The organism is Bellilinea caldifistulae, assembly GCF_001306055.1.
Lineage (GTDB): Bacteria > Chloroflexota > Anaerolineae > Anaerolineales > Anaerolineaceae > Bellilinea > Bellilinea caldifistulae.
Genome location: NZ_LGHJ01000014.1, coordinates 182,913 through 196,602, shown reverse-complemented (window position 1 = coordinate 196,602; position 13,690 = coordinate 182,913). Strand labels below are relative to the sequence as shown.

10 protein-coding genes are annotated in these 13,690 nt (G+C 55.6%); 5 read left to right on the top strand and 5 right to left on the bottom strand.

The window, feature by feature from the left end:
* Positions 1 to 89: 89 nt before the first annotated feature.
* The 3 genes from dnaK to hrcA all read right to left on the bottom strand — a co-directional run bounded on the left by dnaK (position 90) and on the right by hrcA (position 3,717).
* Positions 90 to 1,985 (bottom strand): molecular chaperone DnaK, encoded by a 1,896-nt coding sequence (gene dnaK / locus AC812_RS09265; RefSeq protein WP_061914151.1) that lies wholly within the window; start codon positions 1,983 to 1,985, stop codon positions 90 to 92.
* Between the two features lie 65 nt (positions 1,986 to 2,050).
* Positions 2,051 to 2,653 (bottom strand): nucleotide exchange factor GrpE, encoded by a 603-nt coding sequence (gene grpE / locus AC812_RS09260; protein ID WP_061914149.1) that lies wholly within the window; start codon positions 2,651 to 2,653, stop codon positions 2,051 to 2,053.
* Entirely contained in the window at positions 2,650 to 3,717 is a 1,068-nt protein-coding gene (gene hrcA, locus AC812_RS09255; protein ID WP_061914147.1) for a heat-inducible transcriptional repressor HrcA, read from the bottom strand. Before hrcA ends, grpE begins: the two co-directional genes overlap by 4 nt.
* A gap of 307 nt (positions 3,718 to 4,024) precedes the next feature.
* Between hrcA and kamA the strand changes: the two genes are divergently transcribed.
* The 3 genes from kamA (at position 4,025) to AC812_RS09240 (ending at position 6,771) form a co-directional block, all read left to right on the top strand.
* Complete coding sequence (kamA, locus tag AC812_RS09250; protein ID WP_061914145.1) at positions 4,025 to 5,392, top strand: lysine 2,3-aminomutase; 1,368 nt, start codon at positions 4,025 to 4,027, stop codon at positions 5,390 to 5,392.
* Between the two features lie 62 nt (positions 5,393 to 5,454).
* Positions 5,455 to 6,417, top strand: coding sequence for an aldo/keto reductase (locus AC812_RS09245; protein ID WP_061914143.1), 963 nt, complete (start codon positions 5,455 to 5,457; stop codon positions 6,415 to 6,417).
* A 21-nt stretch (positions 6,418 to 6,438) separates the two neighbouring features.
* A complete protein-coding gene (locus tag AC812_RS09240; RefSeq protein ID WP_061914141.1) occupies positions 6,439 to 6,771 on the top strand; it encodes a DUF4190 domain-containing protein in 333 nt (110 codons plus the stop codon).
* Between the two features lie 299 nt (positions 6,772 to 7,070).
* Here AC812_RS09240 and AC812_RS09235 read toward each other — a convergent pair whose 3' ends face one another.
* A complete protein-coding gene (locus tag AC812_RS09235) occupies positions 7,071 to 7,601 on the bottom strand; it encodes a dihydrofolate reductase family protein (protein ID WP_061914139.1) in 531 nt (176 codons plus the stop codon).
* Positions 7,602 to 8,259: 658 nt separating this feature from the next.
* Here AC812_RS09235 and AC812_RS09230 point away from each other — a divergent pair.
* Positions 8,260 to 10,965, top strand: coding sequence for a valine--tRNA ligase (locus AC812_RS09230; protein WP_061914137.1), 2,706 nt, complete (start codon positions 8,260 to 8,262; stop codon positions 10,963 to 10,965).
* 119 nt (positions 10,966 to 11,084) lie between these two features.
* Positions 11,085 to 12,569 (top strand): serine hydrolase, encoded by a 1,485-nt coding sequence (locus tag AC812_RS09225; protein WP_061914135.1) that lies wholly within the window; start codon positions 11,085 to 11,087, stop codon positions 12,567 to 12,569.
* Here AC812_RS09225 and AC812_RS09220 read toward each other — a convergent pair.
* A complete protein-coding gene (locus tag AC812_RS09220; RefSeq protein ID WP_061914133.1) occupies positions 12,566 to 13,633 on the bottom strand; it encodes an HAD family hydrolase in 1,068 nt (355 codons plus the stop codon). The two genes, AC812_RS09225 and AC812_RS09220, sit on opposite strands and share 4 nt — an antisense overlap.
* Between the last annotated feature and the right edge of the window lie 57 nt (positions 13,634 to 13,690).

Here is a 13,690-nt window from a genome sequence, read left to right as displayed (position 1 = left end):
TTCCAATCATTCAACCGAGTAAGCCGTTAATTTCTTTGCGGGGTGAGGGGCAGATGCAAGCCATCTGCCCCTTTTCGCAAAGTTAAATCTTACTGCTCTTTGAATTCTCCGTCAACCACATCCTCATCACCACCGGGGGGTGGAGGCGGAGGTGTACTGCCGCCCGGCGCAGATGCACCCGGTTCGGTTTGGTACATTCCAGCGCCAACCTTCTGCAAAGCCTGTCCCAGCTCGTCCGTGGCTGCCCGGATGCGCTCCGGTTCCTGTTCCTGCATCACATCCTTGAGCCGCTGCATGGACTGCTCGACCTGTTGTTTGACTTCCGCGGGAATTTTATCGCCGTATTCCTTTAAAGTCTTTTCGGCCGCGTAGAGAGTGTTATCAGCGTAATTGCGGGCTTCTACCAGTTCCTTGCGGCGGCGGTCTTCTTCAGCGTGCATTTCGGCTTCACGTTGCATACGCTCGATCTCCGCTTCGGTCAGGCCGGAAGAAGCCGTAATGGTAATGTGCTGGCTGCGCCCGGTGGCTTTATCTTTGGCGGTAACCGTCAAAATGCCGTTGGCATCAATGTCAAAAGTCACCTCAATTTGAGGCACGCCGCGCGGCGCAGGTGGAATGCCATCAAGAATGAAACGGCCGAGCGATTTATTGTCGGCTGCCATCGGGCGTTCACCCTGTACCACATGAATTTCAACCTGGGTCTGCCCGTCCACCGCGGTGGAGAAAATTTGCGTCTTGCTGGTGGGAATGGCCGAGTTGCGCTCGACCAGCGGGGTGGCTACCCCACCCAATGTTTCCACCGAGAGCGTCAATGGCGTCACATCCACCAGAATCACATCTTTAACCTCGCCGCCCAATACAGCCGCCTGGATAGCAGCCCCAATCGCTACCACCTCATCCGGGTTGACCCCCTTGTGAGGTTCCTTGCCAAATTCACGGCGCACGGCATCCTGAACGGCAGGCATACGGGTCATACCGCCTACCAGCACCACCTCGTTGACATCGGATGGTTTCAGGCCAGCATCCGAAAGAGCCCGGCGCACCGGCCCCAGCGAGCGCTCAATCAAATCGGCAGTCAGCTGCTCCAGCTTGGCGCGGGTGATGGATTTGACCAGATGTTTCGGGCCGGTAGCATCGGCAGTAATGTAGGGCAGGTTTATTTCGGTCTGCATGACCGTTGAAAGTTCGATTTTGGCTTTTTCAGAGGCTTCCTTCAACCGCTGCAAAGCCTGACGATCCTGGCGCAGGTCAATGCCGGTTTCCTTCTTGAATTCTTCAATCAGGTAATCCATCAGGCGCAGATCAAAGTCATCTCCGCCGAGGAAGGTATCGCCACTGGTGGATTTAACTTGAAAGACACCCTCTCCAACATCCAGAATGGAAATATCAAAGGTGCCACCGCCCAAATCATACACCGCAATCACTTCATTCTTGCGCTTGTCCAACCCGTAAGCCAGCGAGGAAGCGGTCGGTTCGTTGATGATGCGCAAAACTTCCAAACCGGCAATTTTACCGGCATCTTTGGTGGCGTTGCGTTGCGCATCATTGAAGTAAGCCGGCACGGTAATGACGGCCTGCGTCACCGGCTCGCCCAAGAAGGCTTCGGCATCCGCTTTGAGTTTGGCCAGAATCATCGCTGAAATTTCCGGCGGTGAATATTCGCGTCCGCCCATCACCACCCGCGCATCACCGTTGGGGGCTTTGGTCACTTTATACGGCACCCGACTGATGGTACGCTGGACCTCGGGGTCATCGTACTTGCGTCCCATCAGGCGCTTGATCGAAAAGATTGTATTTTCAGGATTGACAATCGCCTGATTCCGGGCAGCCCGCCCGACAAGGCGCTCGCCATTTTTGTTGATTGCAACCACCGATGGCACAAGCCGTTCACCTTCTGCCGAGGGGATTACGGTTGGCTCACCGCCCACCATGACCGCCACCACCGAGTTTGTGGTTCCAAGGTCAATGCCGACTATTTTGCCCATAGATTCCTCCAAAAAAAGACGTGTTAAAGATGATGCGTTGCAACCTGCCTGCCAACTGACGGCTGCTACTGCGCCACCCGCACCAGAGCCGGGCGCACAACGCGGTCGCCAAGACGGTAGCCCTGTTGTACAACTTCAATGATATGTCCGCTCTGCACTTCACTGCTTTCCTCATGAGAAATCGCTTCATGCAGATTGGGATCGAACAAATCACCGGCAGCGGCAATCGGCTGAATCCCCTCAGCCTCCAGAATGGATTGGAGTTTGCGGTAAATCAAATCCACACCGTTCCACCACTCTTGCTGTTCGGCATCGGCCGGTCGGTTTTTGATGGCACGCTCCATGTCATCCAGCACCACCAAAAACTTCTTGATGATGTTAGCCGTGATGACCTGATGAAGCTGCGCCTGATCGCGTTCGACGCGCTTTTTGTAATTCATAAAGTCTGCGCGTTCACGCTGCCAGCCTTCGAAGTATTCTTTGCACTGATTTTGTGCATTCTGTAATTCCTGTTGTAATCCCGTAATGGTATCCTCCATGAGGGACACCGCATCATTTGGGGGCGTTGGTTCCTGCTCCGCAGTTTCCGCAGCCGGAGGTGCGGTTTGAGCAGATTCCTCAGCCGATGAATGATCATGGCGTGTCCGTTTTTTCTTTTCTTCGGTCATGAGAGGTTCTCTCCTTTGTAATTCAAGGGTTCATCAAAGAGCGTCTCGGCAACCAGGTCACTTAACAAACCGGAAAGAAAGCGTACCGTCGAAATCGCCCGTCCATAAGACATGCGCAATGGGCCAAGCACGCCCAGTGTGCCGGTTGCCAGTCCGGGAGCGCCGTAACTTCCCAGCACAATTGACCACGGGCGTAGTTCATCCCATGTCCCCTCGCCGCCGATTAATACCTGAATGCCACCGACGGTATTGCTCATCACCGTGCGGGCAGCCAGGTCTTGTAGCAGCGAGCGTTCTTCCAAAATCCGCAAAGCGCGCCGGGCTTCTTCCGAACCGGTAAATTCCGGCTCGGCCAGCACATTCGTCAAGCCGTCCAGATAGACCTCCCCGGCCACTTCCGAGTTGGCTTCAATCATATCTTCGATGACCCAGGCGATCACGTCGGCATCCAGCCCGCTCAGTTGCGAGGTGCGGGCGCGAATGCCCTCCACATCCTGCCCCTGAAATAGTTGGGTCAGGCGGTCAGCCGATTGAGAAAGCAATTCCTGCGCAACCGGTTCATTCAGGGTGAGAATGCGCTGGCGCACCTCCCCGCCTACCATCACCAGCACCATCAGCACCTGCCGGCCGCGGGTGGCAATCAATTCCAGATGCTTAAGGCGCGCTTTTTCAGGGTGGGGCGGTGTTACCAGCGAGGCCGCCCGGGATTGATGAGCCAGCACGGAGGCCGCCAGACGCACCCATTGCTCAACATCATGGCGCATCTGATAAAACTGGTGGCTGATCGTCCGGCGAGTCGTATCGGGCAGGTCGGTTGCGCGGATCAAACGGGAGACAAAATAGCGATAGCCCTCCTCCGTGGGTACCCGTCCGGCTGAGGTGTGCGGCTGGCGCAGTAGACCGTACTCGGTCAACACCGCCATCTCATTGCGCACGGTTGCCGAACTGATGGTGAGGTTATAACGAGCAACCAGCGCTTGCGATCCAACCGGCTGTGCCGTCCGAATGTACTCGTGAATCACCAGCGTCAGAATGAACTTTTGTCTCTCGCTCAGCTCTACCATTTTCAACTCTCTATTTTAGCACTCTCGCCCTTCGAGTGCTAAACCCAACCATTACATCATCTTACCATGCCCAATCTTCAACGTCAAGAATTCATACCAACTTCATATAGAATTCTTATATGCCTGCCGGCTTGATTGACCTGCCCCTCTTTTATTCGTAAAATAGAAGTGATGAGTCAGCCTCTGATTTCTTCCTGCTCCGCCGGGTTCTACCGCACCGATCACGATCCGCCGTCTCTCCTTATTTTCTTTTTCTGATCTTGAATCGGCCATCCACCTTTTGACCTTAATTTAGAGGAGATCAAACATGAGCCAAAACCCCTTCCCTTCCAAGCGTGCACCGGTGTATGCGGATGTTCCCGACGAAAAATGGAACGACTGGCGCTGGCAGTTGAGCAACCGTCTCAACACCGTTGAAGATTTTGAAAAACTCTTCAAACTGACCGACAGTGAAATCAAAGCCCTCAACACGCAGGGCTTGTTTCGTGTGGATATAACCCCCTACTTTGCTTCTCTAATCAACCCGGATGACCCGAATGACCCCATCCGCTTACAGGTCATCCCCAAAGCCGAAGAAATTGTGCCATTCACCGGCATGATGGAAGACTCGCTGGCTGAAGACCGCCACTCCCCCGTACCGGGACTGGTTCACCGCTACCCCGACCGGGTGCTGATGCTGGTTACCACCCAATGCGCCTCCTACTGCCGTTATTGCACCCGCTCGCGCATCGTGGGCGACCCCAGCGCCACCTTCTCGCGGGCTGAGTTCGAAATGCAGATTGAGTACCTCAAAAACACTCCGCAGGTGCGCGATGTGCTGCTCTCTGGTGGAGATCCGCTAACCCTGGCCCCCAAACTACTGGATGAGCTCCTCCGCCGTCTGCGCGAGATCCCCCACATCGAAATCATCCGCATCGGCAGCCGCGTGCCGGTTTTCCTGCCCCAGCGCATCACCGATGAGTTCTGCGAGACACTCGCAAAGTACCATCCGGTCTGGATGAACATCCATGTCAATCATCCTAATGAAATCACACAGGAACTGGCAAATGCCTGTGACCGCCTCAGTCGGGCTGGCATTCCATTGGGAAACCAGTCCGTCCTGCTGGCAGGCGTCAACGACTGTGTCCACATCCAGCGCAAACTGGTGCAGGATCTGGTGCGCATCCGCGTGCGGCCTTATTATCTGTATCAATGTGATCTGGTGGATGGAGCCGGGCACTTCCGTACGCCGGTTGGCAAGGGCATTGAAATCATCGAGGGCTTGCGCGGTCACACCTCCGGCTATGCCGTTCCCACCTATGTGGTGGATGCACCGGGCGGCGGCGGAAAAATCCCGGTCATGCCCAATTACCTGATCAGCATGTCGGATCACAAAATCATCCTGCGTAATTACGAGGGCTACATCACCACCTACGAAGAACCGATCGAGTACAAGCCGCACGACCCGAAAACCTGTTATTACTGCCAGCATAAACGCATGGAGCCCGGTCAGACCGGCATTACCGGTTTACTGGATGGGGAGGAGATGTTCATCAAGCCAGAAGGCTTTGACGAACTCCACAACCGCGGCGGAGGATTGCACCGCTTGCGCGCCAATGAAGAAAAATGGAAACCACTCGGCATTGGCGGTGAGGCAAAACCACTCGGCAGTGGTAAGATTCACGATATGGAATGAGCCGTTAATCACCTGCTGCCTGACGGCGGCAGTTCATCTCACAACCTCAGGAGGATAATCACATGCATTACCGAAGACTGGGAAGAACTGGCCTGAAAGTCAGTGAAATCTCATTGGGAGCCTGGCTCACCTTTGGCAACCAGATTGACGAACAGACCGCGGTAGATTTGGTCCATGCCGCCTATGAACACGGGGTTAACTTCTTTGATAACGCCGATGTATATGCCAACGGTCAGGCCGAAATCGTCATGGGCAAAGCCATTAAGAGTTTACAGCGCGAAACGCTGGTGATTTCCAGCAAAGTCTTCTGGCCGACTTTCCCGGGCCCCAACGGGCGCGGGCTTTCCCGTAAGCACATCTTCGAGTCCATCCACGCCTCACTGCGCCGGCTGGGCACCGATTATGTGGACCTGTACTTTTGCCACCGCTACGATCCGGATACCCCCTTTGAGGAAGTCGCCCGTGCCATGGATGATCTCGTCCATCAGGGCAAAGTCCTCTACTGGGGTACCTCCGAGTGGGAAGCCTACCAGATTGCCGAAGTTTATAGCGCCTGCCGGGAATTTGGGCTGGTACCGCCCAGCATGGAACAGCCTCAGTACAATCTCTTTCACCGCAAGCGGGTTGAAGACCACATCATGCCGCTGGCGCGCGATTTGGGGATGGGACTGACCACCTTCTCCCCGCTATACTTTGGCATCCTGACCGGCAAGTACAACGACGGCATCCCCGCTGGCAGCCGCGCCTCGCACGAAGACATGGCCTGGCTGCGCGAACGAATTACTCCGGAGCGGATTGCCATCGTCCGCCAGTTAACCGCCCTGGCTCAGGAGCTCGGCCTGACCACCTCGCAATTGGCGATTGCCTGGGTGCTGCGCCGCAAAGAAGTATCCAGCGTGATCACCGGAGCCAGCCGGCTGGAACAGTTGGATGAAAACCTCGCCGCCGCTGAAGCGGTTGAAAAATTGACCAACGACATCCTCGAACGGATTGACGCCTTGTTCGGCGATAACCATTTTGAATGATCTTTCCAAGGGAGCAGCTCAATGACCAGCGATTATACTCCTCAGCCAGAAGTAGTTTACCCACCGCCACCTGCCGGCAATAAACAGGGCGTTGCCATTGCCGCCCTGGTGCTGGGTATTCTCAATCTGGCAGCGTGGTGTCTGCCGATTTGCGGCTTTCCCATGTCAGTTGCCGGAATCATCACCGGCATCATCGGGCTCAAATCCAGCAGCCGCGGCATGGCAATTGCCGGGCTGGTGCTCTCGGCAATTGGGCTGATCCTTTCAGCCTTCAACGCACTTGTTGGCGTTTTCCTCTTTACCCAGGGCGTGTTCGACGGACAAAACTTTAACTTTCAGAATTTTTTGCCCTGAAAATCACGAGCAATCCGGCTTGCCGATGCGGGGAGGAACCGATGAAAAGCCTCCCCGCATACCCTTCTCCCGCGGTCAAGTTTTGGGCGGTTGAAGATGTTGTTTAAAAGAACAGACCCCTGAATCGGTTATTTGGTTTTGTTCTATGATCACAGCCTTCAATCCTGCTCGACAACCAGCGCACCGGTTCAGTAGCGCGCCGCAAACAGGAATGCCTGCTCCAACCGCTTCGTAAACCTTGGTAGGGTTTTGATGGATGCCCCACCGCAGCGGCGATGACCTTTTTGAGAGCTACAAGATTAAGCAGGGACATATACCAATCGGATCACAGACTCGTCAATCCGATCATTCGCGATGAGGCGGAGGGGTGGACGGGGTCCGGCAAAATATGGTTTACCGTGACCAAGGACAAAAGGATGCAGGTATATTCGATATTCATCAATCAGGCCAAGTTTGGTCAGGCTGTGCGCCAGGTCTGGTCCAGCCACTTCAATCTCTCCGTCGCGTGTCAACTTTATCTCACGGATTGCACCCTCAAGATTTTCTTCAATTAGCGTGGCGTTAGGGCCTGCCACCTTCAACGAGCGGGAGACAACCCATTTGGGCTGGTTGCGCCAAGCGACTGCAAAGGCATTCTCGTCCGCATCCCATTCTGGATGATCCTCGTCCCAGTAACGCATGATTTCATACATGCGGCGGCCGTACACACTGCCGGCTTGCCCTCTAGCTTCCTCAATAAAGTGGCGAAACAGCACCGGGCTTGGCGCAAAAGCCGTATGATCAACGTACCCGTCCAGGGACTGATTCATGCTGAACACGAGCCTTGCCATCCTCTTCTCCTTTAACTGAGCGCGAGACATATATTCCAGCGTTCTACTTATTTGCAAAGGCTTTCAGATATCCCTAATTTTTTCAAGATTCAACTTCCAAGGTTTTTTACTGCCATCCCGCTGGATGATCTGAAAACTTCTAAAGGTGATAAACATTGTATCAATTATACATCCAGGAAGGTGAAACTCAACCGCTTTCATCCTGATCGGTCTTCTCCAAAAATTTCACGAAATCCATAAGGCTGGGATAAAATTACTTATCGGAACAAGATCCGGTTTCCCCCTAAGACTGCCAACTGCGCCCGGCGCTCGGTTTGACAGCCGCGCCTGAAACCGCTATAATAATCAAAACTCATACCGGAGTGCCGGGAGGAGTAGGTTGACCGGTCACTGACAGAGACGGAGCGCCAATGGCTGAAAGCCTCCCCAGTGAACCCTGACCGAAGGTCGCCCGGCGTACTCGCCGAAGAAATCCCCACAATGGGAAAGTAGAACGGCGCGGGATTGCCCGTTAGCGCAAAACCTGAAAGTCCATTCAGGTTAGAGAGCATTGCCCGATTGGGCAATGAACTGAGGTGGTACCGCGGAAGCAGCCCTTTCGTCCTCAAAACGAAGGGCTGCTTTTTTGATGGATTTTTTTCGTAATCGAGGAGCGAGCATGAATCAACCATTTTCCTTACCGAAGACTTATGACTTTGCCTCTGTGGAAGAAAAAATTTACGCCCACTGGGAAGCCAGCGGCTATTTCAAACCATCCAACGACCCCCGTTCACCGGATCACGACCCTTCTCGCCGCCCGTTCGTCATCTCCATTCCGCCCCCCAACGTAACCGGCGAACTGCACCTCGGCCATGCCATGTTCGTGGCGATGGAAGACCTGATGATCCGCTACCACCGCATGAAAGGCGTCCCCACCCTGTGGGTGCCGGGCACTGACCACGCCGGCATCGCCACCCAATTGCAGGTGGAAAAAGCCCTCGCCAGAGAAGGACTTTCGCGCGAGCAACTGGGGCGGGAGGAATTCCTGCGCCGCACCTGGGCGTGGAAGGAAAAGTACGGCGGCATCATCACCCGCCAGATTCGCCGCCTCGGCGCTTCTTGCGACTGGTCGCGCGAGCGCTTTACGCTGGATGAGGGTCTCTCGCGCGCCGTGCGCGAAGCCTTTGTCCGCCTGTACGAAAAAGGCCTGATTTACCGCGGCCCGCGCATGATTAACTGGTCACCCGGCCTCAAAACCGCCGTCTCGGATCTGGAAGTTGAATACAGCGAAGAGCCCGGCACGCTTTACTTTTTCAAGTACGTGCTGGCTGATAACCCGCAGGAGTACATTCCGGTTGCCACCACCCGTCCGGAGACGATTCTGGGCGATACGGCGGTAGCCGTCCACCCTGAAGACGACCGTTACCGCGCTTATGTGGGGCGCAAGGTGCTCGTCCCCATCCTCAACCGCCCCATCCCGGTCATTGCTGATGAGTACGTTGACCGCGAATTCGGTACCGGCGCGCTCAAAATCACCCCGGCGCATGACCCCAACGACTATCAAATTGCCCTGCGCCACAATCTGGAGATGATCAACATCCTCACACCCGATGCCGCCATCAACGAAAACGGCGGACCGTATCAGGGATTGGACCGCTTCGAGTGCCGCAAACGAATGTGGGAAGACATGCGCGCCGCCGGACTGGTGATCAAGGAACAACCTTACACCCTCAATGTGCCCCGCTCCCAACGCGGTGGTGAGATTGTCGAGCCGATGATCTCAACTCAGTGGTTCGTGCGAATTCAGCCCCTCGCCCGGGCTGCTTTGGAAGCCGTCCGTGAGGGACGCATCAAAATTGTCCCGGAACGCTTCACCAAAGTCTATTACAACTGGCTGGAAAACATCGAGGACTGGTGCATCAGCCGCCAGTTATGGTGGGGCCACCGCATCCCGGTCTGGTACTGCGATGAGTGCGGCGAGATCACCGTCAGCCGCGATGACCCGACTCATTGCGCCCACTGCCAGAGCAGCCACATCCATCAGGATGAAGACGTGCTGGACACATGGTTCTCCTCCGGACTGTGGCCGTTTTCCACGCTGGGCTGGCCGGAAGACACCCCCGACCTGCGCTACTTTTACCCGACCAGTGTGCTGGAAACCGGATACGACATCCTCTTCTTCTGGGTGGCGCGCATGATTATGTTCGGGCTGGAATTCACCGGCAAGCCACCTTTCCACACGGTTTATCTGCATGGCTTGATCCGCGACGAACAAGGCCAGAAGATGAGCAAAACCAAAGGCAATGTGATTGACCCGCTGGAAGTGATGGACGAAATGGGCACGGATGCTCTGCGCTTCACCCTGCTGGTGGGCTCCACCCCCGGCAATGATATGAACCTGAGCCTGAAGAAAGTGGAAGCCAACCGCAACTTTGCCAATAAAGTCTGGAACGCCGGGCGGTTTGTCCTCGGCGCGCTGGCACAAGCCCCGGCTCAGGCGCAGGCCGCCCCGCAGTGGACGCTGGCCGACTCGTGGATTTGGGCGCGCCTGCAGCAGCTGCTGCGGGATGTGGAGCGTTTATTCACCAATTACCAGTATGGCGAAGCCGGCCGCCAGATTTACGACTTCTTCTGGTCGGAATTTGCCGACTGGTATGTGGAAATTGCGAAATTACAATTAGCCGAAGGGGGCGACCGCGCTTTTTACACGGCTCAAACCTTGCTGCGCGTCCTGGATGCCTCCCTGCGCTTGCTGCATCCCTTTACGCCTTTTGTGACCGAGGAATTGTGGGGGCATCTCAAACGCGCCGCGCAGGAGAAAGGTGAGGCCTTCAGTCCAAAAGGCGGCTGGGAAGAAGCCCTGATCATCGCCCGTTGGCCAGAAGCCCAGCCTGTTGAAGGGTGGGAAGAGCAGAAGATCGCTGATTTCAACCTGATCCAGGAGGTCATCCGCGCCATTCGCAACCTGCGTACCGAGAAAAAGGTCACACCCGGCAAACGCATTCCGGCAACCATCGTTGCCGGTGAAAAATTAACCGTATTTCAGCAACAGGCTGCCGCCATTGCGGCGCTGGCTTATCTTCAACCCGATCATTTGACAATGCTGGCAAATTTACCGGAAAAACCTGAAAATCAGATTGCAATTGTGGTGGCCGGTATCGAAATTTACCTGCCGCTGGCCGATCTGGTGAATGTGGAAGCCGAGCGCGCCCGCTTGCAAAACGAACTGGCCGAGGTTGAAAAACAAATCGAACGCCTGCGAGGGTTACTGGCTTCGCCCTTTGCCGAAAAAGCCCCCCCGCCGGTTGTCGAAAAAGAGCGCCAGAAACTGGCTACCTTTGAAGAAACCGCTGCCCGCCTGCGCGACCAGTTACAAAACCTGTAAATTCTAGAATTTCATGGCATCCAGAAACGGATGGAGACCATCTCCATCCGTTTTTTAAGTGGCAACTGCGCTTCAGCGTAAATCTGGTACAATTTGTACCGTTTGGAACGGAGGAACGCTTGAGACGAAGCAGCGTAATCATTTTTCGCTGGGTTTCCATTCTATTTATCTTTTTAGGGGTTTTATTACTGGTATTACAACTGGTGCAGTACAGCCGTCTGAGGGCTGCCTTTCCCCCCGGCACGGTCATTGCCGGCGTACCGGTAGCCGGTTTGAACCGCCAGCAGGCCGCTGAACGGCTGACTCAGGCCTACAGCGTGCCGGTGGAAATCCGCTATGCCGATGCCGTCATTCAGATGCGCCCTTCGGCAGCTGGTTTTCGGCTGGACCTGGAAGCCATGCTGGCTGCAGCCGATCAGCAGCGGATCGCCCAGCCGTTTTGGGCCGCCTTTTGGAACTACCTGTGGAATCAATTCCCCACCCCCGCGGAAGTTCCCCTGCGCGCAACCATTTCGGAAGAACGGCTGCGAGCCTATCTGCGCGATGAAATTGCCGCCCGCTATGACCGTCCGCCTTCGCCGGCCTCCCCCGTTCCGGGCACAACCACTTTCGAGCCGGGTCAGCCGGGCATTGTACTGGATATTGACCGGGCTGTGATTCTCATCTCAGATGCACTGCGCAATCCGGCAAATCGGGTCGTCAATCTTTCGTTCAACCGCGTCAGCCCCACCCGCCCGGCCTTTCAAAATGTGCAGGTGCTGTTGCAGCAGGTACTGACTACTCGCGGCTACGACGGTCTGGCGGAAATCTACCTGCTCGATCTGCAGACCGGGCAGGAAATCAACTTTGCCTACAACGACGGGCAGGTCATTGCACCCGGAATTGCCTTTACGGCGGCTTCCACCATGAAAATCCCGATTATGGTATCGGTGTTCCGCCGGCTCGAAGAACCGCTTTCACCCGAAGTGACCAATCTGCTCGAGGCGATGATCGAACTTTCCGAAAACGACCCGGCCGACCGCCTGATGCAGGTCGTGCTGGATGCACGCCTCGGCCCGCTGGAGGTAACGGCGGATTTACAATCGCTCGGTTTGAGAAACACCTTCCTCGCGGGTTATTTTTACCCCGGTGCGCCCTTGTTGCGCACGTTTACCACCCCCGCCAATCAACGTACCGATGTCAACACCGACCCCGACCGTTACAATCAAACTACCCCGATGGAAATCGGCGTTTTACTCAGCGATATTTACCAGTGCGCTCTCAACGGCGGCGGCACTTTTGCGGCTGTCTTCCCCGGCGAAATCACCCAAAGCGAATGCCGCCTGATGATCAGCCTGCTTTCCAAGAACCGGATTGGCGTCCTCTTTCAGGCCGGCCTGCCGGAAGGGGTACAAATTGCCCACAAACACGGCTGGATCACCGACCCGCGCGATGGGTTGATTCATACGATGAGCGATGCCGGCATCATTTACACCAGCGGCGGTAATTTCGTGCTGGTCGTTCACCTGTACCACCCCACACAGTTGTTATTCAACCCCGCCAACGAATTGATGGCTTTCCTCGCTCAGGGGGTCTATAACTACTACACGCTGGGCAGTCCTTAATACCCTTTCCAGAAGGATTGCTGTAAACGCTCCACCAGGTCCTCAATCGTCCAACCCAGCGGGGCGGTTAACTCGCTTTCGAGGGGAGGAATGGCTTCAGCCAGCCGGTCAATCAATGCCTGATCCATGGCATAACGCTGGCGCAAGGCATCCATTCGTCTGCTGAAAGGAACGACCTGGCCGTTTTCCACCAGTTTATCGGCGTAATAGACAATTTTTTCTTCCCACGTAGCGGGGCGTTTTCCATCCTCAATCAGATTAAAAAGCATGTGCGTTGCGGCAATCCCGGCCAGTTCGGTCTCTCCGTGGGCATGCAGCCATTCGGCTGCCAGATCACCATGCAGAATTTTAGTGCCACGCGCCGAGATTTTACACAAATCATGCAACAAACCGCCGCGTTGAGCCAGCAGCGGGTTGACGGGCTGTCCGCTGTTCCTCAACCATACGGCCATCTGATAGGCCAGCGCAGCCACCATTTCGACATGCACCAGCAAATTAGCGGTTGCCCGCTGTTCCAGCAGCCATAAGCGCGCCTGATCCACTGCTGGAAGGCGATGGCATTGCAGAACTGCCGGCAGTTCTTCTAATCGCATGATTTCGGCATCACCCAGCGGCAGCAAAGCCGGTGCGGGTTTACCCGACGGGTTGAACCACACCGCCCGCCAGCCAGCCACAACTGCCCCGCCAATATCCCCCAGCGGATCATCACCAACCATCAGAGCTTCATGTCTGCTTACCCCCAAGGCGTCCTCCACCCGCCGGAAAAAGTCAACTTGCGGCTTGCGGGCATTTCCCAGCTCTTTGGGAGTGAAGACGGCTTCCACATAGCCTGCCAGGCCCACCCGATCCAGCGCAGCGCGCACCTGTTCGGCAGTCGAAATTTCCGCATTGGTGCAAACGACCAGCCGAAAACGGCTGCGCAGGATTTGCAGGACTTCCACCGCTCCAGAAACGGCCTCAACCTCAGGCCATTCAACCATCGGGCGGTCTTGCGGGCCGCTGCCCGTCATCAAGGTACCGCCCCAATCAAAGGCAATTACTTTTACACCGTCAGACAGGTTCATTTGGAATCAACTCTTTACGCCCGAAAGTATGAAACCATTTTTACCACAGTTGAAAGC

Coding starts and splice junctions, on each gene's coding strand:
- dnaK (WP_061914151.1), bottom strand. CDS start 1,985: ATGGGCAAAATAGTCGGCATTGACCTTGGAACCACAAACTCGGTGGTG.
- grpE (WP_061914149.1), bottom strand. CDS start 2,653: ATGACCGAAGAAAAGAAAAAACGGACACGCCATGATCATTCATCGGCT.
- hrcA (WP_061914147.1), bottom strand. CDS start 3,717: ATGGTAGAGCTGAGCGAGAGACAAAAGTTCATTCTGACGCTGGTGATT.
- kamA (WP_061914145.1), top strand. CDS start 4,025: ATGAGCCAAAACCCCTTCCCTTCCAAGCGTGCACCGGTGTATGCGGAT.
- AC812_RS09245 (WP_061914143.1), top strand. CDS start 5,455: ATGCATTACCGAAGACTGGGAAGAACTGGCCTGAAAGTCAGTGAAATC.
- AC812_RS09240 (WP_061914141.1), top strand. CDS start 6,439: ATGACCAGCGATTATACTCCTCAGCCAGAAGTAGTTTACCCACCGCCA.
- AC812_RS09235 (WP_061914139.1), bottom strand. CDS start 7,601: ATGGCAAGGCTCGTGTTCAGCATGAATCAGTCCCTGGACGGGTACGTT.
- AC812_RS09230 (WP_061914137.1), top strand. CDS start 8,260: ATGAATCAACCATTTTCCTTACCGAAGACTTATGACTTTGCCTCTGTG.
- AC812_RS09220 (WP_061914133.1), bottom strand. CDS start 13,633: ATGAACCTGTCTGACGGTGTAAAAGTAATTGCCTTTGATTGGGGCGGT.